This window comes from Spirillospora sp. CA-128828, assembly GCF_050945415.1.
Taxonomy (GTDB): Bacteria; Actinomycetota; Actinomycetes; order Streptosporangiales; family Streptosporangiaceae; genus Spirillospora.
This window is the reverse complement of sequence record NZ_CP191986.1, coordinates 6,484,948-6,506,604: the sequence shown is the minus strand read 5'-3', so window position 1 is coordinate 6,506,604 and position 21,657 is coordinate 6,484,948. Positions and strand designations below refer to the sequence as shown.

21 protein-coding genes are annotated in these 21,657 nt (G+C 71.4%); 5 read left to right on the top strand and 16 right to left on the bottom strand.

What is annotated here, in order from left to right; all coding sequences use genetic code 11:
- Window positions 1-9: 9 nt before the first annotated feature.
- The 7 genes from shc to ACQPXG_RS31375 all read right to left on the bottom strand — a co-directional run bounded on the left by shc (window position 10) and on the right by ACQPXG_RS31375 (window position 7,026).
- A complete protein-coding gene (gene shc, locus ACQPXG_RS31405) occupies window positions 10-1,953 on the bottom strand; it encodes a squalene--hopene cyclase (protein ID WP_433462748.1) in 1,944 nt (647 codons plus the stop codon).
- On the bottom strand, window positions 1,953-2,978 hold the full coding sequence (locus ACQPXG_RS31400; RefSeq protein WP_433462747.1) for a polyprenyl synthetase family protein: 1,026 nt from the start codon (window positions 2,976-2,978) through the stop codon (window positions 1,953-1,955). The genes shc and ACQPXG_RS31400 overlap by 1 nt, the downstream gene beginning before the upstream one ends.
- Entirely contained in the window at window positions 2,975-4,294 is a 1,320-nt protein-coding gene (gene hpnE / locus ACQPXG_RS31395) for a hydroxysqualene dehydroxylase HpnE (RefSeq protein ID WP_433462746.1), read from the bottom strand. Before hpnE ends, ACQPXG_RS31400 begins: the two co-directional genes overlap by 4 nt.
- Window positions 4,291-5,208 carry a phytoene/squalene synthase family protein gene (locus ACQPXG_RS31390; protein WP_433462745.1) on the bottom strand — a complete coding sequence of 306 codons (918 nt, stop codon included), beginning with the start codon at window positions 5,206-5,208 and terminating at the stop codon, window positions 4,291-4,293. Before ACQPXG_RS31390 ends, hpnE begins: the two co-directional genes overlap by 4 nt.
- The gene (gene hpnC / locus ACQPXG_RS31385; RefSeq protein ID WP_433462744.1) at window positions 5,205-6,068 is read right to left on the bottom strand and encodes a squalene synthase HpnC; all 864 of its coding nucleotides are present in this window, start codon (window positions 6,066-6,068) and stop codon (window positions 5,205-5,207) included. The genes ACQPXG_RS31390 and hpnC overlap by 4 nt, the downstream gene beginning before the upstream one ends.
- Window positions 6,069-6,179: 111 nt before the next feature.
- A complete protein-coding gene (locus tag ACQPXG_RS31380; protein WP_433462743.1) occupies window positions 6,180-6,458 on the bottom strand; it encodes a DUF1905 domain-containing protein in 279 nt (92 codons plus the stop codon).
- Between the two features lie 355 nt (window positions 6,459-6,813).
- The gene (locus ACQPXG_RS31375; protein ID WP_433462742.1) at window positions 6,814-7,026 is read right to left on the bottom strand and encodes a hypothetical protein; all 213 of its coding nucleotides are present in this window, start codon (window positions 7,024-7,026) and stop codon (window positions 6,814-6,816) included.
- Between the two features lie 395 nt (window positions 7,027-7,421).
- On the opposite strand from ACQPXG_RS31375, the gene ACQPXG_RS31370 reads away from it, so the two are divergent.
- Window positions 7,422-10,187 carry an aconitate hydratase gene (locus ACQPXG_RS31370; RefSeq protein WP_433462741.1) on the top strand — a complete coding sequence of 922 codons (2,766 nt, stop codon included), beginning with the start codon at window positions 7,422-7,424 and terminating at the stop codon, window positions 10,185-10,187.
- Window positions 10,188-10,242: 55 nt separating this feature from the next.
- Here ACQPXG_RS31370 and ACQPXG_RS31365 read toward each other — a convergent pair whose 3' ends face one another.
- Window positions 10,243-10,962 carry an SDR family oxidoreductase gene (locus ACQPXG_RS31365; protein WP_433462740.1) on the bottom strand — a complete coding sequence of 240 codons (720 nt, stop codon included), beginning with the start codon at window positions 10,960-10,962 and terminating at the stop codon, window positions 10,243-10,245.
- An 86-nt stretch (window positions 10,963-11,048) separates the two neighbouring features.
- On the opposite strand from ACQPXG_RS31365, the gene ACQPXG_RS31360 reads away from it, so the two are divergent.
- Window positions 11,049-11,639, top strand: coding sequence for a TetR/AcrR family transcriptional regulator (locus ACQPXG_RS31360; RefSeq protein ID WP_433462739.1), 591 nt, complete (start codon window positions 11,049-11,051; stop codon window positions 11,637-11,639).
- On the opposite strand, the gene ACQPXG_RS31355 is transcribed toward ACQPXG_RS31360, so the two are convergent.
- Window positions 11,636-12,256 (bottom strand): LysE family translocator, encoded by a 621-nt coding sequence (locus ACQPXG_RS31355; protein WP_433462738.1) that lies wholly within the window; start codon window positions 12,254-12,256, stop codon window positions 11,636-11,638. The two genes, ACQPXG_RS31360 and ACQPXG_RS31355, sit on opposite strands and share 4 nt — an antisense overlap.
- A 74-nt stretch (window positions 12,257-12,330) precedes the next feature.
- Between ACQPXG_RS31355 and ACQPXG_RS31350 the strand changes: the two genes are divergently transcribed.
- On the top strand, window positions 12,331-13,269 hold the full coding sequence (locus ACQPXG_RS31350) for an aldo/keto reductase (RefSeq protein WP_433462737.1): 939 nt from the start codon (window positions 12,331-12,333) through the stop codon (window positions 13,267-13,269).
- 46 nt (window positions 13,270-13,315) lie between these two features.
- On the top strand, window positions 13,316-14,035 hold the full coding sequence (locus tag ACQPXG_RS31345; RefSeq protein ID WP_433462736.1) for a sulfite exporter TauE/SafE family protein: 720 nt from the start codon (window positions 13,316-13,318) through the stop codon (window positions 14,033-14,035).
- 9 nt (window positions 14,036-14,044) lie between these two features.
- On the opposite strand, the gene ACQPXG_RS31340 is transcribed toward ACQPXG_RS31345, so the two are convergent.
- The 6 genes from ACQPXG_RS31340 to idi form a co-directional block, all read right to left on the bottom strand.
- The gene (locus tag ACQPXG_RS31340; protein WP_433462735.1) at window positions 14,045-14,653 is read right to left on the bottom strand and encodes a Uma2 family endonuclease; all 609 of its coding nucleotides are present in this window, start codon (window positions 14,651-14,653) and stop codon (window positions 14,045-14,047) included.
- Between the two features lie 91 nt (window positions 14,654-14,744).
- The gene (locus ACQPXG_RS31335; RefSeq protein ID WP_433470085.1) at window positions 14,745-15,173 is read right to left on the bottom strand and encodes a hypothetical protein; all 429 of its coding nucleotides are present in this window, start codon (window positions 15,171-15,173) and stop codon (window positions 14,745-14,747) included.
- A 259-nt stretch (window positions 15,174-15,432) separates the two neighbouring features.
- On the bottom strand, window positions 15,433-16,269 hold the full coding sequence (locus ACQPXG_RS31330; RefSeq protein WP_433462734.1) for a carbohydrate ABC transporter permease: 837 nt from the start codon (window positions 16,267-16,269) through the stop codon (window positions 15,433-15,435).
- A complete protein-coding gene (locus ACQPXG_RS31325) occupies window positions 16,266-17,132 on the bottom strand; it encodes a carbohydrate ABC transporter permease (RefSeq protein WP_433462733.1) in 867 nt (288 codons plus the stop codon). The genes ACQPXG_RS31330 and ACQPXG_RS31325 overlap by 4 nt, the downstream gene beginning before the upstream one ends.
- 23 nt (window positions 17,133-17,155) lie before the next feature.
- Window positions 17,156-18,460, bottom strand: a complete 1,305-nt coding sequence (locus ACQPXG_RS31320; RefSeq protein WP_433462732.1) for an ABC transporter substrate-binding protein — start codon at window positions 18,458-18,460, stop codon at window positions 17,156-17,158.
- A 140-nt stretch (window positions 18,461-18,600) separates the two neighbouring features.
- Window positions 18,601-19,179, bottom strand: a complete 579-nt coding sequence (gene idi, locus ACQPXG_RS31315) for an isopentenyl-diphosphate Delta-isomerase (protein WP_433462731.1) — start codon at window positions 19,177-19,179, stop codon at window positions 18,601-18,603.
- A 151-nt stretch (window positions 19,180-19,330) separates the two neighbouring features.
- Here idi and dxs point away from each other — a divergent pair, with 151 nt between their 5' ends.
- Window positions 19,331-21,253 carry a 1-deoxy-D-xylulose-5-phosphate synthase gene (gene dxs, locus ACQPXG_RS31310; protein ID WP_433462730.1) on the top strand — a complete coding sequence of 641 codons (1,923 nt, stop codon included), beginning with the start codon at window positions 19,331-19,333 and terminating at the stop codon, window positions 21,251-21,253.
- On the opposite strand, the gene ACQPXG_RS31305 is transcribed toward dxs, so the two are convergent.
- Window positions 21,250-21,615, bottom strand: a complete 366-nt coding sequence (locus ACQPXG_RS31305) for a hypothetical protein (protein ID WP_433462729.1) — start codon at window positions 21,613-21,615, stop codon at window positions 21,250-21,252. The genes dxs and ACQPXG_RS31305 overlap by 4 nt on opposite strands.
- Window positions 21,616-21,657 lie beyond the last annotated feature (42 nt).

Genomic DNA, 21,657 nt, shown 5'->3' with positions numbered 1-21,657 from the left:
GCCATTCTTCTAGGCCCCTTCCGGGTCGCTGTCCTCACCGTGCGCGGCGGCGGGATGTGGCAGGGGGGACGGACTCCCCTTCACGTACCGGCCGAGCGCGCTCAGCGGGAACACCAGGCGGTACAGGTGGTAGTTGATGTAGAAGTCGCCGGGGAAGCCGGTGCCGGTGAAGTGGTCCTCGTCCCACGTCCCGTCAGGGCGCTGGTGCTCGACGAGCCACCGGACCCCGCGCTCGACGGCCGGGCCGCGCTCACCGGCGGCGAGCAGCGCGAGCAGCGCCCACGCGGTCTGCGACGCCGTGGAGGCGCCGTGCCCGACCCACGTCCGGTCCCGGTAGGAGCGCAGGTCCTCGCCCCAGCCGCCGTCGTCGCGCTGGTGGCGCTCCAGCCAGCCGACCGCGTCCCGGATCGCGCGCCCGCCCGGCCGGACGCCCGCCGCGATGAGCGCGGGCACGACGCTGCCCGTCCCGTACACGTGGTTGGCGCCCCACCGGCCGAACCAGGACCCGTCCGGTTCCTGTGCCTTCAGCAGCCAGACGACGGCTCGCTTCACGAGCAGCGAGTCGGCCATGCCCCGGTGCGCCATCGCCTCCACGACGTGCGCGGTGACGTCGGCGGACGGCGGGTCGATGACCTCGCCGAAGTCGCAGAAGGGCAGCCTCCGGCACAGGGCGCGGGTGTTGTCGGCGTCGAACGCGCCGAACCCGCCGTCCCGGGACGCCATCCCGGCCATCCAGCGGACGCCGCGCTCGATCGCCGGCTCGGCGTCCGGATGCCGGACGCGGTTGAGCGCGATGACCGCCTCGGCGGTGTCGTCGGTGTCGGGGTAGCAGTCGTTGTCGAACTCGAACGCCCAGCCGCCCGGGGGCAGGCCGGGACGCCGCACCGCCCAGTCGCCGGGGCCCTTCACCTCCTCGCCGATCACCCACTCCGCGGCCCGCTCCAGGGCGGGGTGCCCGGCCTGCAGGCCCGCGTCGGCGAGCGCGTTCATGGCGAGGACGGTGTCCCAGACGGGGGACTGGCACGCCTCCAGGCGCCGCCCCTTCTCGTCCCGGATCGTGAACCGTTCGAGCCCGTCCAGTCCCCGCCGGACGACCGGGTGGCCGAGGCCGTAGCCGAGCAGGTGCAGCGCGATCAGCGAGTACACCCAGGGCGGCTGGATCCCGCCCCAGGACCCGTCCCGCTCCTGCCGCGCGACGATCCACTCGCCGGCGCGGCGGAGCGCGGCCGTGCGCAGCCCTTTCAGCGGACGCCGCTCGTACACGTGCAGGGCCCGGTCGAGCGCCCCGAACGCCTCGCCCCAGCCGGGCAGGCCGCGCTTCCGGGGACGCGGGACGTCGTAGCCGGGGTACAGCTCGTCCAGCCCGAACGGCAGCGGCCGGACCGGACGCAGCGCGGCCACCACCGTCAGCGGCACGACCGTCTGCCGCGCCCAGCACGCGAAGTCGTAGACGTTCAGCGGGAACCAGCGCGGCAGGAAGATCATCTCCGGGGGCAGGACCGGCAGCCGGTCCCACGGCCAGCGGCCGAACATGGCCAGCCAGAACCGGGTGAACACGCGGGTCGCCGGGATCCCGCCCTCGCCGCGGACGTAGGCGGCGGCCCGGATCATGTGGCCCGCGTCCGGCGGGTCCCCGGCGAGCCGCAGCGCCACGTACGCCTCGACGGTCGTGGACAGGTCCGGCGGGCCGTCGTGGAAGTTGGCCCAGGTGCCGTCCGCGGCCTGCTGGGATCTGATCCAGCGGGCCGCCTCGCGGGTGTCCTCCTCGGAGCGGATGCCGAGGAACTCGCGGAGCAGCAGGTCCTCGGCGTCCATCGTCACGTTGGTCTGCAGCTCGCCCTTCCACCAGCCTTCCGGCGACTGGAGGAACAGCAGCTGCTCGCGGGCGGCGTCCAGCGCCTCCGCGGCCGTCCTCGTCCCGGTGGCCGCCGCGGCGGGTTCGGTGGTCGTCATCAGTGGTCCCGGCAGGTGACGAAGTCGGCGATGTGCAGGAACTCGGCGCGGACGGGTTCGGGCAGCCGGGCGGAGACGAGATGCTCGGCGGCGCGCTGGATGCGGCTCTCCGCCTCTATCTCGGCCCAGGCTCGGCCGCCCGCCGCCTCCACGAGCGCGGCGGCCTCGGACAGCTCCTCCTCGGCGGGCTCCTTCCCGTCCGGCCCGGGCCGCGCGTACAGCGCGGCGAGCTTCGCGGCCTCCGGGGTGCCGGAGTTCAGCGCGGCGACGACCGGCAGCGACATCTTGCGGGACCGCAGGTCCGACAGCGCGGGCTTGCCGGTGGTCTCCGGGTCGCCCCAGATGCCGAGCAGGTCGTCCACGAGCTGGAACGCGATGCCGAGGTCCTCGCCGAACGCCTGCAGCGCGTCGCAGAGCCTGTCGGAGGCCCCGTCCAGGACGGCCCCGATCGAACAGGAGCACGCCAGCAGCGCGGCGGTCTTGCCGGACGCCATGGCGACGCACTCGTCCACGCTGATCTGCCTGCGCGTCTCGAAGTCCATGTCGAGGGACTGGCCGGCGATGAGGCGGCGCGTCGCGACGGACAGCGCGCGCGCCGCCCGCGCCGATCCCTGACCAGGCGCCTCCAGCAGGACCTCACCGGCGAGGGCGAGAAGCGCGTCCCCGGCCAGGATCGTGGACGCCTCGCCGAACACGGTCCATGCCGCCGGGCGGTGCCTGCGCGTCCGGTCGCGGTCCATGATGTCGTCGTGCAGGAGCGAGAACGCATGGGTCAGCTCGACCGCGACCGCTCCCGGCAGCCCGCTTTCCGGCGGCGCCACCGCGGCGCGCGCGGACAGCAGCGCGAGCGCCGGGCGGAGGGCCTTGCCCACCGGCGCCTTGTGCGGACGGCCCTCCTCGTCCGTCCAGCCGAGGTGGTAGGCCGCGACACGGTAGGTGCGCGGGTCGAGGCGGCCGACCGCGGCGCGCAGCGCGCCGTCGACGAGCCCGCGGACATCGGTCATCGAGACCGGCACAGTGGTCATCGGTCGGTCACCCTCTCCAGGTGGCGGCGGACCAGGCGGGCGGCGGTGAGACCACTGCGCACTGCTCCCTCCATCGTGTCGGGCCAGCCCGTGTCGGTCCACGCGCCGGCCAGGAACAGCCCGGGGGCGCGCGTCGCCGCGCCGGGACGCGCGGCCGCGGTGCCGGGACGCTGCCGGAACGTCGCGCGCCGCTCCCGCGTCACGAACAGCTCGCGGACCTCGGCGTCCCACGCGGCGGGCAGCAGCCGCCGCAGCTCCGGCAGGAACCGGGCGCGCAGCCGCGCGGTCGGCATGTCGACCCAGCGGTCCGCGGCCGACAGCGACACCGCGAGGTACTGGCCGCGGCGCAGCCCGCTCACCGCCGTCCGGTCGAACACCCACTGGACGGGGGAGCCCACCGCGGCGGCGAACGGCCCGTCCATGACCTTCCGGTCGTAGACGACGTGCACGTTCACGATCGGGCTGGCGTCCAGCTCGGGCCAGCGCAGCGGGTCCGGCAGCGCCTGCGCCGGCAGCAGCCGGGCCGCGGCCTCGTGCGGCACCGCCATGATCACCGCGTCGGCGGCGATCGGCACCCCGTCCACGACCACCTTCGGGTCGGTGGTGACGGCCTCGACCTTGGCCTTCAGCCGGACGGTCCCGCCCATCTCCGCGATGCGCCGCAGCGCCGGGCCGCCGTGCAGCTCCTCCAGCGGGACGAGCGGCAGCCCGATGTCGGCCGCGTCGGCGCGTCCGAACAGGGCCCGCCTGCAGACCATCGCGGACAGCCCGAGCGCCGCCTCGTCCACGTCGGCGTTCAGCGCGGACGTGATGAACACGCCCCACAGGGCGTCCCGCGCCCACGGCCGCTGCCCGTGCCGCGACAGCCACGTCCCCGCGGAGATCAGGTCGAGCTCGGGGTCGGCGGGATCGAGGCGCCGGAGCCCGGCCGCCGCGCGCACCGCGCGGAGCCGGTCGGCGGCCGACAGCGGCGCGTACCGGGCCAGCGCCGGCAGCAGGTGGAACGGGCTCGGCAGGCTCGACCGCCGCAGCCGCGCCGGGCCGCCGCCCGCCCTCAGGACGGGGACGTCGAACCGGTCCTGCAGGTCGACGAGATGGTCGGCGCGCAGCCTGCGCAGCAGTCCCTGATACGCCGAGCAGCACCGCAGGAACACGTGCTGGCCGTTGTCGACGCTCAGCTCGCCGCGCACGAACGAATGCGTGGCCCCGCCGAGCCATGGCCGGGCCTCGACGAGCGTGACCGGCACCCGCGACTCCTGGAGCGCGATCGCGGCGCTGATGCCCGCGAGCCCGCCGCCGACGATGACGACGCTCATCGCTCCACCCCCGAGAGTGCGCGTGCGGCCACGACCGCCTTCTGCCAGGTCGGCAGGGAGACCCGGGTGTTCAGCGCCAGCTGCGGGCGGGCGGCGATGGACTCCAGCAGCCGCCGGTAGATGCCGGCCATCGCCGCCGTGCACGCCGCGCTGCGCCGGTCCAGCAGCGGCAGGAGCCGCAGGCCCTCCGCGTACCAGGCGCGGGCCCGCTCCGCCTGGAAGCCGATCAGCTCGCCCAGCCGCCACGGCGGGTCGATGAACGTGCCCGACTCGTCCAGCTCCAGCGTGCAGCCGAACCGCGCGAGGTCCTCGGCCGGGATGTAGACCCGCCCGGCCATCCGGTCCTCGCGCAGGTCGCGCAGGATGTTGGTGAGCTGAAGCGCGACGCCGAGGGAGTCGGCGAGCCCCTCCGCCCGCTGCCGGCCGTCCGAGCCGAACACCCCGAGCGACAGCCGGCCGACCGTCCCCGCGACCCGCTGGCAGTAGCGCAGCAGGTCGTCGAACGTCCCGTAGTCGGCGCCCCGCACGTCGTTCTCGCACCCGTCGATCAGCTCGTCGAACGCGTCGAGGGGGATCGGGTAGCGGCCGGCCGCGTCCGCCAGCGCGGTCAGCACCGGATGCCCCTCCAGCGCCTGGACGTCCACCCGCCGCCGCAGCACCTCCTGGACGGTCAGCAGCCGCTGCCGGGACCGGTCCAGCAGGTCCAGCCGCACGCACGCCGGCTCCGGCCCGTCCCCGATGTCGTCGATGCCCCGCGCGAACGCGTAGATCGCGCTCATCGCCCGCCGCTTCGGGGCCGGCATCAGCCGGATCCCGTAGGCGAAGTTGCGGGCCTCGTCGCGCACCACCCGCTCGCAGTGCCGGTACGCCTCGACGACCCGCTCGGAACGCTCGCAAGCCTCCGAAACCGTCATCGCCCCCTCCTTCCAAGAGCGCGCGCCCAGCCGGCCGGCAGCGTCGCCCGCCGTGGACGCAGCGGATGCGCGAGCACGTCATGGCGCCCGCGTTCCAGGGCCGACAGCGCCGTGCGCCCCCCGGCCACATAGCCCGCGACGGCGAATCGCGCCCAGCCCGTCAGGTCCGCCATCAGGGGGGCGGCACCGCCGTCCAGCAGGTCGCGGGCGCGGCCCGCCTGCAGCGCCAGGACGCCGCGCAGCCGCGTCGGCGTCGCCCGGCGCGCCAGGTCCTCCTCCGCGCAGCCGAACCTCCGCAGGTCCTCGGCGGGCAGGTAGATCCGGCCGTTCCGGTAGTCCTCACCGGCGTCCTGGCAGTGCTCGATGATCTGTAACGCCGTGCAGACGTCGTCGGACGCGGCCACGAGACGCGGCCGGTGCGCGCGGAACAGGTGCAGGACGATGCGTCCCACGGGCGCCGCCGACAGGGCGCAGTAGCGTCTCAGCTCCTCGAACGTCTCGTACCGGTGGACGGCCTGGTCCTGCCGGTTCGCCTGGACGAGGTCGCGGAACGGCTCCTCCGGGATCCGGTGCGCGTGCACCGTCCCCGCCAGCCTGCGCAGTTGCGGCAGTGCCGGCGTCCGCCCCGCGAACACCCGGTCCAGGTCGTCGTCCACGAGGCCGAGCAGCTTGGGCCGCTGCTCCGGCGGCGCCTCGTCGCCGATGTCGTCGACGAGGCGCGCGAAACCGTAGACGGCCCGCAGGTCGGCGCGGTGGCGGGCGGGCAGCAGCCGCGCCGCCACCGGGAAGTTCTCCCGTGCCGCGAGCCGGTCCAGCGCGCGATCGTGCTCCGCGGCGCTCCAGGACGGTTCAATGATCACCTTGATGAGATCGACCGGTCCGGCACCAGAGAAACTCTGGCCAAGGTATGGACTTATTTAAACGGCGCGTGTCCGGGGCCTGAACCGTTCCAGGGCCCCGCCTGGGCGGCCCTATCCGAGGCGTTCGTCCAGGTGGACGGTGACGGTGTCGCCGGCGTCCTTGCCGAGCGCCTCGCGGATCTCCGCCTTCACGGCCAGCTTGTGCGTGCCGTCGCCCAGCGCCATGAAGGAGCCCCGGAACGGGTGCCCGTCGATGGTCCCCTTGACCTTCACCAGTCCGCGGGTGCCGAAGAACTCTACCGACTTCGGCCAGATGACGTACGTCCAGCCGCCTTTGGCCGGGCTCTTCCGCAGAACCGCCGTGAATGCCTCGTCGAGTTGCGTGGTCATGAGGTGTCCTTTCCGGAGCCGTTGTTCTCGGATGCAGACCTTCCGGGCGGCCGGAACTCATCGCGGCGCGTGCGCGCGGCGAGGCGGGATGTCGGAACATGACCAAGAGGCGTCCCCCTTCTCGGCATCAACCCATGATCCGGAACGGCGGGCATTGGACCTCTTGCAAGGCCGAGATCTGCGGTGCATCGTGGACCCATCGCGTCGAAGATCGTTTCGGATGCGATCCCCCTACAGGGAGGAAGACGCAGATGCGCCTGCGCAGAACAGCCGTTGGCGTCGGGATCGCCATCGCGGCGGTCGGCGGCATGAGCGGATCCTGTGGCTCAAGTAGAGCCCCCCTCATCCACCCGATTCACCAGCTGAGAAGAAGGCCGTAACCCGCCTCGGCGGTCTCCTCCATCCACCGGAGCATTTCGCCCGGGAGGGGATCGCCGAGGAATTCCTCGAACGGTGGCGGTTCCGCCACGAACACCTTCTGATTCCCTGGCACGCGGCGGTTCCATTTCCGCGCCAGGCCGATGAAAGGCGCGGCATCGACGCCGCCCGTTGCCGGACGGTCGTCCATTCCCCGGCGAGACGGCGGCTCACGGAGTAGGCGTCCCAGGCGTGCGGACACCGCCTGTGCCCTCCGTCCTCCCCCTCCGCGATGTGGGCGCGCCGGCGCCGCACGGCGGTCGGCGTCCACCCGTCGAGCCCACGGAGCCGCGGTCCGGTGGGTGCAAGTAACTTGATGTCGAGATAAATTGAAGATAGCTTGACGTCGAGAGAAAAGACGCGGAAGTTAGGCGGACCTGATTCCCGGTCGGGAGCCTGACTAGGGCAGGATCAAGGAAGACGAGCATCCCGCCCCGCCGCGCGCCGCCCCGCGACGGCCCCCGGGGCGGGCCTATCGAGGAACAAGACGAGCGCCGCGCGCTCATGTCCCGGACCGGACGCGCGGTGTCGACTGAGGAGGAGTCCGTGTCCGCGAACAGCTTCGGCAGCCGTGACAAGCTGCAGGTTGGCGACAGGTCGTACGACATCTACCGGCTGGACGCCGTCGAGGGCGCGGCCCGTCTCCCGTACAGCCTGAAGGTGCTGCTGGAGAACCTGCTGCGCACCGAGGACGGCGCGAACGTGACCGCCGAGCACATCCGCGCGCTGGCGCAGTGGGACTCGCAGGCGCAGCCGAGCAAGGAGATCCAGTTCACCCCCGCGCGGGTGATCATGCAGGACTTCACCGGCGTGCCGTGCGTGGTGGACCTCGCCACGATGCGCGAGGCCGTGCGGGACCTGGGCGGCGACCCGGCCAAGATCAACCCGTTGGCGCCGGCCGAGATGGTGATCGACCATTCGGTGATCGTCGACTACTTCGGCTCGCCGGACGCCTTCGAGCGCAACGTGAAGCGCGAGTACGAGCGCAACAAGGAGCGCTACCAGTTCCTGCGGTGGGGGCAGACGGCGTTCGACGAGTTCAAGGTCGTGCCGCCCGGCACCGGCATCGTGCACCAGGTGAACATCGAGCACCTGGCCCGCGTGGTGTTCGACCGGAACGGGGTCGCCTACCCGGACACGTGCGTCGGCACCGACTCGCACACCACGATGGAGAACGGCATCGGCGTCCTCGGCTGGGGCGTCGGCGGCATCGAGGCGGAGGCCGCCATGCTCGGCCAGCCGATCTCGATGCTCATCCCGCGCGTGGTCGGCTTCAAGCTGACCGGTGAGCTGCCCGCCGGCACGACCGCGACGGACCTGGTGCTGACCATCACCGAGATGCTGCGCGAGCACGGCGTCGTCGGCAAGTTCGTCGAGTTCTACGGCGAGGGCGTGCACGCGCTGCCGCTGGCCAACCGCGCCACGATCGGCAACATGAGCCCCGAGTTCGGCTCCACCTGCGCCATCTTCCCGATCGACGACGAGACGCTGAAGTACCTGCGGCTCACCGGGCGGGACGAGGAGCAGATCGCGCTCGTCGAGGCGTACGCCAAGGCGCAGGGCATGTGGCTCGACCCCTCGGTGGAGCCGGAGTTCTCCGAGTACCTGGAGCTGGACCTCGCGACGGTCGTCCCGTCGCTGGCCGGCCCGAAGCGCCCGCAGGACCGCATCTCCCTGGCGGAGGCCAAGCAGACCTGGCGGCGGGACGTGCAGAACTACGTCGCGAGCGTGCAGGGCGCGGCCGACGAGGCGTCCAACGAGTCGTTCCCGGCCTCGGACTCCCCGGCGATCAGCCACGACACGAGCGGCGACAAGCCGCGGCCGCACGGCACCAACGGCGCCGGGCGCCCGCACGACCTCGTCCCGGTCACCCTGGAGGACGGGACGGCGTTCGAGCTCGACCACGGGCACGTCGCCGTCGCCGCCATCACGTCCTGCACCAACACGTCCAACCCGTACGTGATGATCGGCGCCGCGCTGCTGGCCAAGAACGCGGTGGAGAAGGGCCTGACCCGCAAGCCGTGGGTGAAGACGTCGCTCGCGCCCGGGTCCCAGGTCGTCACCGACTACCTGGAGCGCGCCGGCCTCACCCCGTACCTCGACAAGATCGGCTTCAACCTGGTCGGGTACGGCTGCACCACCTGCATCGGCAACACCGGCCCCCTGCAGCCGGAGATCTCCAAGGCCGTCAACGACAACGACCTGGCGGTCACCGCGGTGCTGTCCGGCAACCGCAACTTCGAGGGCCGCATCAGCCCCGACGTGAAGATGAACTACCTGGCGTCCCCGCCGCTGGTCATCGCCTACGCGCTGGCCGGGACGATGGACATCGACATCCTCAACGACCCGATCGCCGAGGGCGCCGACGGCCCCGTACACCTGCGCGACATCTGGCCCGAGCCGGATGAGGTCGCCTCGATCGTCGAGTCGTCCATCGGGCAGGAGATGTTCGCGCAGAGCTACGCCGACGTCTTCAAGGGCGACGAGCGCTGGACCGGCCTCGACATCCCGACCGGCGACCTGTTCGAGTGGGACGCCGCGTCCACCTACGTCCGCAAGGCGCCGTACTTCGACGGCATGGCCGCCGAGCCGGAGCCGGTCGCCGACGTCCACGGCGCCCGCGTCCTGGCGAAGCTGGGCGACTCGGTCACCACCGACCACATCTCCCCGGCCGGGTCCATCAAGGCCGGCACCCCCGCCGCGCAGTACCTGCGGGACAACGGCGTCGAGGTCAAGGACTTCAACTCCTACGGCTCGCGCCGCGGGAACCACGAGGTCATGATCCGCGGGACGTTCGCCAACATCCGGCTCCGCAACCAGCTCCTGGACGGCGTCGAGGGCGGCTACACCCGCGACTTCACCCAGGACGGCGCGCCGCAGGCGTTCATCTACGACGCCGCGCAGAACTACGCCGCGCAGGGCACCCCGCTCGTTGTCATCGCCGGCAAGGAGTACGGCTCCGGATCGTCCCGCGACTGGGCGGCGAAGGGCACCGCGCTGCTCGGCGTCCGCGCCGTCATCGCGCAGTCCTACGAGCGGATCCACCGCTCGAACCTGATCGGCCTCGGCGTCCTGCCGCTGCAGTTCAAGGAGGGCGAGTCCGCCGAGTCCCTCGGCCTCACCGGCACCGAGACGTTCGACATCACCGGCGTCACCGCGCTGAACGAGGGCGGCGTCCCGGACGAGGTCACCGTCAAGGCCGACGGCAAGGAGTTCACCGCCGTCGTCCGCATCGACACGCCGGGCGAGGCGGACTACTACCGCAACGGCGGCATCCTCCAGTACGTCCTCCGCAACCTGATCCGCAAGTAGCCCACGACCGCGAAAAGGGCCGCTCCCTCCCGGGGGAGCGGCCCTTTTTCCGTGGTCAGCGGCCGGTGGGCAGGCTCAGGCCGCCGTTGCACTCGACGACGTTGCCGGTGATGAACCCGTTCGTCGCGGTCAGCAGGACCGCCTGCGCGACGTCCTCCGGACGCCCGATGCGGCCGACCGGAAGGGCGGCGGCGTGCTCGGCGAACATGGCCGCGCGCTGCTCGGCCGGCATGCCGTCCCACCACGGGGTCTCGATGACGCCGGGGGAGACCGCGTTGACGCGCAGCGGGGCCAGTTCCGCCGCCAGCGGGCCGACCATCGCCTCCAGCGCGCCGTTGATGGCGGCGAGGCCGGCCGTGCCGGGCAGCGCCGCGCGCGCCGACGACGCGGTGATGAACGTGATCGAGCCGCCCGGCGCCATCCGGGGCAGCGCCGCCTGCACGAGCCGCAGGTGCAGCCAGAACTTCGCCTCGAAGCCGGCGCGCAGGTCGGCCAGGTCGAGGGTGGCGATGGGGCCCGCCCCGGACCCGCCGCTCAAGGCCAGGACGAGGTGGTCGTACGTGGCGTCCCCGGCGAAGAAGGCGGTCACCTCCTCCTCCGCGGACGCGTCCATGCGACGCGCGGTGAGGCCGTCGGCCGCGGCCTTGGCAAGGCGCTCCTCGTCGCGTCCGGTGACGGCGACGTCGGCGCCCTGACCGGCGAACAGCGCGGCCGTGGCCGCGCCGATGCCCGAGGTGCCACCGCAGACCAGGACCTTCTTCCCGTTCAGCGTCATGGTGTGCGCTCCTTCATTGTCGAGACTTGCCGTCTCGTCAATTATTTGTCGAGACCGATGGTTTCGTCAAACGGTATGCTCGGGCCATGACCGCCGAGACCCGCCGCCCGCACACCGGCCGGCGCCGCAACGAGGCCGCGCGCCAGGCGATCCTGGACGTCGCCGTCGACCTGCTGGGACGCACCGACGACACGCCCGTGACGATCGACACGATCGCGGCGGCGGCCGGTGTCGGGAAGCAGACGATCTACCGCTGGTGGCCGTCCAAGGGGGCCGTCCTGCTGGAGGCGCTGGCGGGGCGGGCGGGGGTGGACGTGCCCGTGCCCGACACCGGCACGCTGGAGGACGACCTTGAGGCGTTCCTCCGCGCGACGTTCCTCGCCGGCGGGCATCCGCGGACCGTCTCGGCTCTGCGGTACACGATGGCCGAGGCGCAGCGCGACCCGCACGCCCGCGAGCACATGCGCGAATTCATCGCGGGGCGCCGCCGCGTCCTGCGCGGCCTGCTGGAACGCGCGCGCGATCGTGGCGAGACCGCGGCGGGGGCCGACCTCGATCTCATCGTCGACCAGGCCTACGGCGTGCTCTGGTATCGCATCCTGACCGGGCACGCGGACCTGTCCGAGGCGGACGCGGTCGCGCTGGCCGGGGCGCTCGCCGGCCAGGCCCGGGGTTAGCGCTCGATGGCGAGGCGGAGGCCGAAGCCGATGAAGGCGAGGCCCGTGACCTGCTGGATGCGGCGCTTCACGGCGGGGCGGGCCAGGGCGCGGCGCGCGGCGCCCGCGGCGCCGACGACGAGCCCGAACCACAGCAGGCCCTGGACGGCGTGGATCGCGGCGAAGAGCATGCTCGTCCAGAACATGGACGCCCCGTCCGGCACGAACTGGGGCAGCAGGCTCATGTAGAAGACGCCGATCTTGGGATTGAGCAGGTTGGTGGTGAAACCGGTGCGCAGCGCTGCGGCGCCGGACAGCTCCGGCTCGGGTGTCCCGGCGGTGTCGTGGGATTTGCGGCGGGCCCTCCACAGCGCCTGGCCGCCGAGCCACAGCAGGTAGCAGGCGCCCGCGACGCGCAGCACGTCGAACGCGATGCGGGACGCGGCGAGCAGCGCGGTCAGCCCGGCGGCGCTCGCCATCGCCCAGCACAGGCAGCCGGACGCGATGCCCAGGGCGGCGAGGTAGCCCGTCCGCCGTCCGCTGGTCACGGTGGTGCGAAGGACGAGCATGGTGTCGAGCCCCGGCGTGATCGTGACCAGGGCCGCCATGGCGGCGAAGGCGAGGCAGGCGGCGAGCATCCGGACATTCTGCCAAGAATCATCTTCGCGGCGAAGGGAAGGGCCGCCTCGAACCCGTTTGATTGGATCGACACATGGCTGACCCGAAGAAGATCGGTGACCTGGACGTCTTTCCCATGTGCCTGGGCGGCAACGTCTTCGGCTGGACCGCGGACAGGGACCGCTCGTTCGAAATCCTGGACGCCTATGCCGAGGCCGGCGGCGACTTCCTGGACACGGCCGACTCGTACCTGGCGTCCGCGCCCGGCAACAGCGGCGGCGAGTCCGAGACGATCATCGGCGAGTGGACGGCGTCGCGCGGCAACCGGGACGACATCGTCGTGGCGACCAAGGTAGGCCGCCATCCCGCGCGCCTGGGGCTGTCGGCGCCGAACATCAAGGCCGCCGCGGACGACTCGCTCCGGCGGCTCCGCACCGACCGCATCGACCTTTACTACACGCACTTCGACGACCCGGACGTCCCGGTCGAGGAGATCATGACGGCGCTGGACGACCTGGTCGCCGCCGGCAAGGTCCGGCAGATCGCGGTGTCCAACATCGAGCCCGACCGGCTCGAAGCCTCCCTGGCGTTCAGCGAGCGCGAGGGCACGGCCCGCTACGTCGCCATCCAGCCGCACTACAACCTGGTGTCCCGCGACACCTACGAGGGCCCGCGCCGCGACATCGCGCGACGGTACGGTCTGGCCGCCGTGCCGTACTACGGGCTCGCGTCCGGATTCCTGACCGGCAAGTACCGTCCCGGGGCCCGGGTGGACAGCGCGCGCGCCGGCCGCGCGGCCGGGCACCTGGAGACCGAACGCGGCCGCCGTGTCCTGGCCGCGCTCGACATCGTCGCAGGGGAACAGGGCGTCGCCGTCGCGGCCGTGGCGCTCGCCTGGCTGGCCGCGCAGCCGACCGTCGCCGCGCCCATCGCGAGCGCCCGGACCCTCGAACAGCTCCCGCCGATCATCGAGGCCGCCCGGACGACCCTGACCGACGACCAGCTCAAGCGCCTCACCGAGGCGTCCGCGTGATAGTGGCTTCACCGATCGGATAAGTCGGGATGTAGCGTCCGGCGGCGTGCCGGATCTCGACTTCCTCCTGTTCGGCGGCCTGGCCGCGCTGGTCGGCGCGATCGTGCAGGGCAGCGTCGGCCTCGGCGTCGGGCTGGTCGCGACGCCGATCGTGACGATGCTGTTCCCGTCCCTGATGCCGGGGTCGATCCTCGTCGTCGCGCTCGCCCTGCCGTTCGCGACCCTCGCCCAGGAGGTCGGGCACGCCGACCTGCGCGGGCTCGGCTGGGCGTTCGGCGGCCGCCTCGTCGGGACGCCGCTCGGCGTGTGGCTGGTGGCGGCCGCCCCGGAGCGCGTCCTCGGCGTCGTGATCGGCGTGGTCGTCCTCGCCGCGCTCGCCCTGACGAGCTGGTCGCGGGAGGTGCCGCGCAACCGCCGCACGCTCGCCACCGCCGGCGTCATCTCCGGCACCACCGGCACCGCGTCCGGCATCGGCGGCCCGCCGATGGCGCTGCTCTACCAGCGCGAGAGCGGGCCCCGCGTCCGCGCGACCCTGGCGGTCTTCTTCATCGCCGGCGCGCTGTTCTCCCTCGCCACCCTCGCCGCCGCCGGACGCCTCCCCGCCCGGCAGGTCGTCGCCGGGCTGGAGCTCCTCCCGTTCGTGCTCGCCGGGTTCCTCGCCGCCGGCCCGCTGCGCCGCTACCTGGACGCCGGCCGCCTCCGCCTGGCGCTCCTCATCGTCGTCGGGACGTCCGCGGTGACGCTCATCGTCCGCAACCTGGTCTGAACTTCCCGCTCAGAACTCCGTGAGCACCTGCGGGTCGAACCGCACGGTCAACGCTCTGTCCGCCTCGACCTCGGTCTTCAGTACGTCGCCTGCCCCGACCGTGCATCCGTGACGGTAGGCGGCGACCCCATGATCTAGAACGAAGACCTGGACCTTGGGCTGAGGGGAGAACTCGACGAGCCAGTACTGGGGGATGCCGAGGACCGCGTACTCCTTCAACTTGCGCACGCGGTCGGTACGTTCGCTGGCGCTGCCGGGAGAGATGACCTCGATCGAGAGGAGGACCTCCCGGCCTGGAATCACGATCGGGTTACGCTCCACGATCGACGCCCGGGCCACACACCTGGGCACCACGAAGACATCCGGCTTGCGGATACCCGCCTGCGTGCTGATCTCCCAATCGCCGCCACCGGCGACGAACACGGAGGCCCCGGCCTCCGCGGCGGCTTCCTTGATGATGTCCTGCAACTGCATGGCGACCCAGTTGTGCGTCGCGCTGGGGGACAAGTTGATCAGCCACCCGTCTTCGAGTTCCAGGCCTCGGCCTTCGTCCTCTCGGGCGTGTAGATCGTCCATGGTGTACGGACCAAATCCGCCATGATCGTGCGCGACGCTCACGTTCCGCTCCAGTTGGTGGCATGACGAATCCATGCAGGGACTACGTTACCCCGCCCGACTTTCGCGACCTAGCGTAGTGAAACGTTTACTCTCAGGTGGCGTTGTTGAAGGCGGCGGCGGCGAACATCGTGTTCACCTCGTTGACCAGGGTGGGGGACGGCTGCCAGAGGTCGGTGCGGCCCAGCGCCACGATGGGGCGGGGGAGTGCCCGGATCCCGGTCAGATGCCAGTGGTGGAGGCCCGGCGCGGCCCAGGGGCCGCAGTCGCAGGGGGCGTTCCCGACGGCGGCCGAGCACACGTGGTCGAGCTCGGCGACCGCGATGATGGCGCCGATGGTGGCGAGCGGGTCGCGGGGGTCCCAGCCGGCGGCCTGGATGAGCGGGGAGTCGCACGCCTTCAGGTCGACGCGCATGGAGGCGTGGATGAGGAGCGGCCCCCGGTAGGCGGACGGCAGGCTCTGGTTCGAAACCGACTTGCCACCACGCGCGATCGCGAACGCCCAGGGCTGCTGAACACTCATCGCCTGCACGCGGTCACCTCCAGTGCTCGCCCGTTCTCCACCGGCCCGGAATCGTCCGGGGCCTCCGGCCGGACGCCGGGGTGCCGCGCGACGATGCCCGAGAGGCTAGGCGCATCCCGGCTGATTTGCCAATGAACGAGGCGAATGGGTTGTTGTCCGCATGGGACGGCTGCCGGGCCGTTTCATCCCCATGCGGATCTCGTCTGAACACCCATGTGACGCCTGAGGATGGGGCCCGGTTGACGTGTTCGTGAGACTTTCAGCCCTTCAGCGCGCCCGCCATAAGGCCGCGCATGAAGAACCGTCCGAGCAGCAGGTAGACGAGGAGCGTCGGCAGGGAGGCCAGGAGTGCCTCGGCCATCTGCTGGTTGTACTGGACGGCGACCGCGCCCGACCCGGCCGTGTTGTTCAGCATCACCGTGACGGGCCAGCTGTCGGGTGCACCGAGGAAGACCGCGAACAGGAAGTCGTTCCACATCGACGTGAACTGCCAGATCAGCGTCACCGCGAACGCCGGCGCCGACACGGGCAGGACGACCGACCAGTACGTGCGGAGCATCCCGGCGCCGTCCACGCGGGACGCCTCGATCAGCTCGTCCGGGATCGTCACGTAGTAGTTCCGGAAGATCAGCGTGCAGATCGGGATGCCGTACACCACGTGGGCGAGGACGAGGCCGCGGATCGTCCCGACGAGCTCCATGTCGGTCAGCAGCCCGGCCAGCGGGATCATCACCGCCTGGTACGGGATGAACATGCCGAACAGGAACAGCGTGAAGACGACGTCCGCGCCGGGGAACCGCCACTTGGACAGGACGTATCCGTTCAGCGAGCCGAGCACGGCCGAGATCAGCGACCCGGAGACGGCGATCTTGACGCTGTTCTCCAGGCCCGGTCGCAGCGCGTCCCAGGCCGAGCTCCAGCCGGACGTGCTCCACTGGCCCGGCAGGTTCCACGCGCTGCTCGGATCCGCCTCGTCCAGCGGCTTGAAGCTCGTGACCACCAGCACGTACACGGGGATCAGGAACAGCAGGACGAACGCCAGCAGGACGGCCAGCTTCACCGCCCGCCAGGCGCCGGGTGCCTCCGCGCGCGTCATCGCGTCCGCTCCGAACGTACCGACCAGACCAGGTAGGGGATCACCAGGACGGCCACCGCGACCAGCATGTACGTGGCGATCGTGGCGCCGTTCGCGGGATCGTGCCGGTCGAAGATCTCCACATAGGTGGCGACGGCCGGCACGTAGGTGATGATCTGCTTGCCCGCGATCGCCATGATCAGGTCGAACACCTTCAGCGAGATGTGCCCGAGGATGATCAGCGCGGACAGCGTCACCGGGCGGAGCTGCGGGAACACCACGTACCGGTACACCTTCCACTCCGACGCGCCGTCCACCCGCGCCGCCTCCCGCAGCTCCTCGGGGACGCTGCGGAACCCGGCCAGATACAGCGCCATGACATATCCGGACATCTGCCAGATCGCGGGGAGGGCCATCGCCGCCATCCCCCAGTCCGGGTCCTGCCACCAGTCGTTCGCCAGCGCTCCGAAGTGCAGCTTGTCGAACAGCTGGTTGAAGCCGACCGCGCGCTCCGGCGGCGCCGGGTTCATCAGCCAGCGCCACACGACGCCGCTGGCGATGAACGACACCGCCATGGGGAACAGGTAGATGACGCGGAAGGACGCCTCACCCCTGATGCCCTTGTCCATCAGGAACGCCAGGAACGCGCCGAGCAGCAGCGCGCCGAGGACGAACACCGCCGTGAACAGCAGCGCGTGCTTCACCGCGCCGGGCCAGCTGGGCTGGTCCCACAGGTCGACGAAATTCTTGCCCTTGTCGAACCCGTACTCGGTGACCTCGTCGTGCTTGCCGCTCAGCGCGACCCGCGTGTTCCAGAAGATGAGCCCGTAGACGAACAGGCCGATCGCGACGATGGACGGCGAGACCAGCAGCAGCCCGGGCAACCACTTCCGGCTACGGCGAAACCTCACTGGCCGCTGTTCTTGGCCGCGTTCACCAGTCCCTGCTGCAGCTTGCCGACGTCCTTGTTCTGCAGGAAGAGGCCCACCGCCGTGTCGATGTCGGTGTGCTGCTTCTTACTGGCGTTGACGCCGTGCCAGAACGAGCCCGCCAGCTTGATGCTCGGGCTGTTCCACTGCTCGAACGCGTACTGGAGGTAGCCCTTGTAGAGGCTCTTGTCAGCGTCCTTGCGGGCGGGGACGGAGCCCTTCTTCGGGTTGAACAGGTCCTGCCCCTCCTTGCTGGACACCTCCTTCAGCCACGCGAGGGCACCGCCGCGGTGGGGTGCGCCCTTGGGAAGGGTGAAGCTGTCCGACAGCCACATGTAGGTGCCGTCCGTGCCGGGGGACGGCGCGTACTTGAAGTCGGTGTCGAGCTTCTTGCCGAGGCCGTTGGGCGCGCTGCCGGTGAAGTACCCGTACGCCCAGTCGCCCATGATGTTGAACGCGGCCTTGTCGTCCACGACGGCCTTCGCGGCGCCCTGCCAGTCGGTGGACGCGGCCTCCAGGGTCGTGTACTTCATGATCTCGGCGTAGTCGTTGAGCGCCTTGGTCACCTGCGGGCCGCTCCAGTCGGCGCCCGGCTTCCACAGCGCGTTGTAGCCGTCGGTGCCGAGGTCGCCGAGCAGGACGTTCTCCAGCAGGTGGTCGGCCGTCCACTGCGCGCCGAGCGACAGCGGGACCTTCTTGGTCTTCTCCTTGACGGCCTTCAGCGCGGTGATGAACTCGGCGATCGACTTGGGCGGCCCGGCGACCCCGGCGTCCTTGAGGATGTCCGGGTTGTACCAGAGCACGTTCGACCGGTGGATGTTCACCGGCACCGAGTAGATCTTCCCCTTGTAGCTGATCTGGTCGAGCAGCTGCTGGGGGTAGACCGACTTCAGCTTGTTCTCGTCGTAGAAGGAGTCCAGCGGCTCGATCTGGCCGGCCTTGATGTAGTCGAGCAGCTCGGCGCCCGCGTGGCCCTGGAACGAGTCCGGCGGCTTGCGGTTCTGCAGCCGGCTCGCCAGGACGGCCTGGGCCTGGGTGCCCGATCCGCCGGCGATGGCCGCGTTGACGAACTTGGTGCCGGGGTTCTTCTTCTCGAAGTCGGCCTGCATCGCGGCGAGCCCGTCCGCCTCGCCCGGCCCGGTCCACCAGGAGAAGACCTCGACCTCGGACTTGTCGTTCGAGCCCTTGTCGTCGTTTCCGCCGCAACCGGAGACGGCAAGGGCGCCGGTCATGGCCACGGCCGCGAACACCGTCCAGCGGCGCCGGGGAACACGTACTCGCATCGTCCGTCCCTTCGTTGCCCCGAAAAGCAAGCGTCCGCTCGGGGAACGGGACGGTCAACACCGGGCACCGCAATGTGATCTTTCGGTGATGCGCGGTGATCTTCCGGTGATCGCGCGAGCGCGCGCCGGGCCGCCGGCCGCTACCAGCCGAGCGCGGGCGGCAGGCCCGACCGCCCGGCGTCCGGCCAGTCGGCCGGCGCGCCGAGCGGCGCGAGCTCGGCCAGCTGAAGCCTGTACCAGGGCGAGGACTCGGGCCGGCCCGTCAGCTCCAGGCAGCGCTCCCAGGTCCACCACTCGGCCTGCTCGACCTCGTCCGGGTTCGGGTGGACGGCCTCGTCCGCTGGGACGGTCGCGCGCACGACGGGGCAGCGCTCGTGCTCGACGGTGCCGTCCTCGGCCACGGCCCGGTACCGGAACCGCGGCAGGACGGACGTGAGCGAGGCGTCCGGGATGCCGAGCTCGTCCCGCAGCCGCCGGAGCACGGCGTCGCGGAGCTTCTCGCCCGGGCCGGGATGGCCGCAGCAGCTGCCCGTCCACACGCCCGGGAACGTCCGTTTGTCCAGCGCGCGCCGAGTGATCAGCACGCGACCCTCCGTATCCACCACATAGCATGAAAAAGCCAGATGATATGGCGTGTCACTGTGGTGGCTGTCGCTCTTCGGTGCGGTCCCGACCGCCTCGTCATCCGCGTTGAGCAGCACGATCTCTTCGACGCCCATGCTCACTTCCTACCCCATCCCTCCCGATGGGGTCAGCCTTTTCACACCCGTGAGGCGGGTGGCGTGCGACGCGTCGCGGGCGAACCGGGATTAAACTCGGAACGGCCCGAGCCAGGGGCGAGACCGGGCCCCGACGGAGGAGTTGAAACGAGTGAGCCTGCTGGAGTCGATCAAGGGTCCCGACGACCTCAAACGACTGGAGGCCGGTCAGCTGTCTCGGCTCGCGGAGGAGGTCCGCGAGTTCCTCGTCCAGGCGGTCTCCAAGACCGGCGGGCATCTCGGCCCCAACCTGGGCGCCGTGGAGCTGACGATCGCGCTGCACCGCGTCTTCGACTCGCCGCACGACAAGATCCTCTTCGACACGGGCCACCAGGCGTACGTGCACAAGATGCTCACCGGGCGGCACGACTTCGAGCTGCTGCGCAAGCGCGGCGGCCTGTCCGGCTACCCGAGCCGCGCCGAGTCCGAGCACGACGTCATCGAGAACTCGCACGCCTCGACCGCCCTGTCCTACGCCGACGGGTTCGCCAAGGCGTTCCAGCTGCGCGGCGAGAGCGACCGCGCGGTGGTCGCGGTCGTCGGTGACGGCGCGCTGACCGGCGGCATGTGCTGGGAGGCGCTCAACAACATCGCCGCCGGCGTCGACCGTCCGGTCATCATCGTCGTCAACGACAACGGCCGGTCCTACTCGCCGACGATCGGCGGTCTCGCCTCCCACCTCGCCGACCTGCGCGTCACGCAGGGCTACGAGAACGCGCTCGACCTCATCAAGAAGACGGTGCCGCGCGCCCCGGTGGTCGGCAACGTCGCGTACGAGGCGCTGCACGGCATCAAGAAGGGCATCAAGGACGTCCTGCAGCCGCAGGCCATGTTCGAGGACCTCGGCATGAAGTACGTCGGCCCGATCGACGGCCACGACGAGGACGCCGTCGAGCGCGCGCTGCGCCGGGCCCGCGGGTTCGGCCGCCCGGTCATCGTGCACTGCATCACCACCAAGGGACGCGGCTACGCGCCCGCCGAGAACGACACCGAGGACTGCATGCACGGCGGCGGCGCGTTCGACCCCGCCACCGGCAGGTTCGTCACGAAGAAGGGCGGCCCCGCCTGGACGAAGGTGTTCGGCGAGGAGATGGTCGCGATCGGCCGGGAGCGCCGCGACGTCGTCGGCATCACCGCCGCGATGCTCTATCCGGTCGGGCTCGCGCCGTTCGCCGAGGCGTTCCCCGACCGCATCTTCGACGTCGGCATCGCCGAGCAGCACGCCGTCACCTCGGCCACGGCCCTCGCGATGGGCGGCATGCACCCGGTCGTGGCGGTCTACGCGACGTTCCTCAACCGCGCCTTCGACCAGGTCCTGATGGACACGGCGCTGCACCGGCAGCCCGTCACGTTCGCCCTGGACCGCTCCGGCGTGACCGGCGACGACGGCGCAAGCCACAACGGCATGTGGGACATGTCGATCCTCCAGCTCGTCCCCGGCATGCGCGTCGCCGTGCCTCGCGACGGCGCCCGGCTGCGCGAGCTGCTGCGCGAGTGCGTGGAGGTCTCCGACGGCCCCACCGCGATCCGCTACCCCAAGGGCTCGGCGGCCGACGACATCGAGGCGATCGGCAAGGCCGGCGGCATGGACGTGCTGGCCCGCCACGAGGGCTCCAACGGCACCCGCGTCCTGCTGGTCGCGGCCGGCTCGATGGCGACGCCCGCGGTCGAGGCCGCCGAGCTGGTCGCCGCGCAGGGCATCGGCGTCACCGTCGTCGACCCCCGGTGGGTGAAGCCGCTCGACCCGGCGCTGCTCGACCTCGCCCGCGAGCACGCGCTCGTCGCCGTCGCCGAGGACAACGGCCGCACCGGCGCCGTCGGCGACGCCGTGGCCCGGCTGCTGCGCGACGCCGAGGTGGACGCCCCGATCCGCACGTTCGGCATCCCGCAGGAGTTCCTCGACCACGCGTCCCGCGGCGAGATCCTCGCCGACATCGGCCTGACGCCGCAGGCCCTGGCCCGCGACATCACCGAGTACGTGGCCCGCATCACCGCGGACGCCCACGAGCCGGCGACCTCGGACGAGCGGCCCTAGACGCCCTCCGCGGACACCAGATGCCAGAAGTGGGTGATGGACGCGGAGGACGTGCCGAGTTCGCGTCCCGAGTACGTCCATCGCCCACGCAGGCACCAGGGGCGTCCGGCGCCGTCCTGGACGTAGACCTGGAGCGGGAAGCAGGCGTCGTGCGCGCGGATGACGCCCGCCGGGTCGACCGAGGGATCGAGCCGGGGCTCGCCTTCGCACCGCACGCCCATGACGGACGTGCGCGGGTCCTGGCGCAGAAGTCCCTGCGTCAGGTCGTACACGAGCACGGACACGTAATCAGGGCCGAGCCACCTCAGGTCGGGGACCGTCTCGGGTGGGGGGAACCCGTACAGTTCTGGACCGCCGGTCACACGCCGCACCGTAGCGCTCGGGTCACATGTCCGTCACTACTT

Coding starts and splice junctions, on each gene's coding strand:
- ACQPXG_RS31360 (WP_433462739.1), top strand. CDS start 11,049: ATGACCGCCGAGACCCGCCGCCCGCACACCGGCCGGCGCCGCAACGAG.
- ACQPXG_RS31375 (WP_433462742.1), bottom strand. CDS start 7,026: ATGGACGACCGTCCGGCAACGGGCGGCGTCGATGCCGCGCCTTTCATC.
- ACQPXG_RS31330 (WP_433462734.1), bottom strand. CDS start 16,269: ATGACGCGCGCGGAGGCACCCGGCGCCTGGCGGGCGGTGAAGCTGGCC.
- ACQPXG_RS31400 (WP_433462747.1), bottom strand. CDS start 2,978: ATGACCACTGTGCCGGTCTCGATGACCGATGTCCGCGGGCTCGTCGAC.
- idi (WP_433462731.1), bottom strand. CDS start 19,179: ATGGGCGTCGAAGAGATCGTGCTGCTCAACGCGGATGACGAGGCGGTC.
- ACQPXG_RS31350 (WP_433462737.1), top strand. CDS start 12,331: ATGGCTGACCCGAAGAAGATCGGTGACCTGGACGTCTTTCCCATGTGC.
- ACQPXG_RS31380 (WP_433462743.1), bottom strand. CDS start 6,458: ATGACCACGCAACTCGACGAGGCATTCACGGCGGTTCTGCGGAAGAGC.
- ACQPXG_RS31365 (WP_433462740.1), bottom strand. CDS start 10,962: ATGACGCTGAACGGGAAGAAGGTCCTGGTCTGCGGTGGCACCTCGGGC.
- ACQPXG_RS31335 (WP_433470085.1), bottom strand. CDS start 15,173: ATGAGTGTTCAGCAGCCCTGGGCGTTCGCGATCGCGCGTGGTGGCAAG.
- hpnE (WP_433462746.1), bottom strand. CDS start 4,294: ATGAGCGTCGTCATCGTCGGCGGCGGGCTCGCGGGCATCAGCGCCGCG.
- ACQPXG_RS31390 (WP_433462745.1), bottom strand. CDS start 5,208: ATGACGGTTTCGGAGGCTTGCGAGCGTTCCGAGCGGGTCGTCGAGGCG.
- ACQPXG_RS31320 (WP_433462732.1), bottom strand. CDS start 18,460: ATGCGAGTACGTGTTCCCCGGCGCCGCTGGACGGTGTTCGCGGCCGTG.
- shc (WP_433462748.1), bottom strand. CDS start 1,953: ATGACGACCACCGAACCCGCCGCGGCGGCCACCGGGACGAGGACGGCC.
- ACQPXG_RS31355 (WP_433462738.1), bottom strand. CDS start 12,256: ATGCTCGCCGCCTGCCTCGCCTTCGCCGCCATGGCGGCCCTGGTCACG.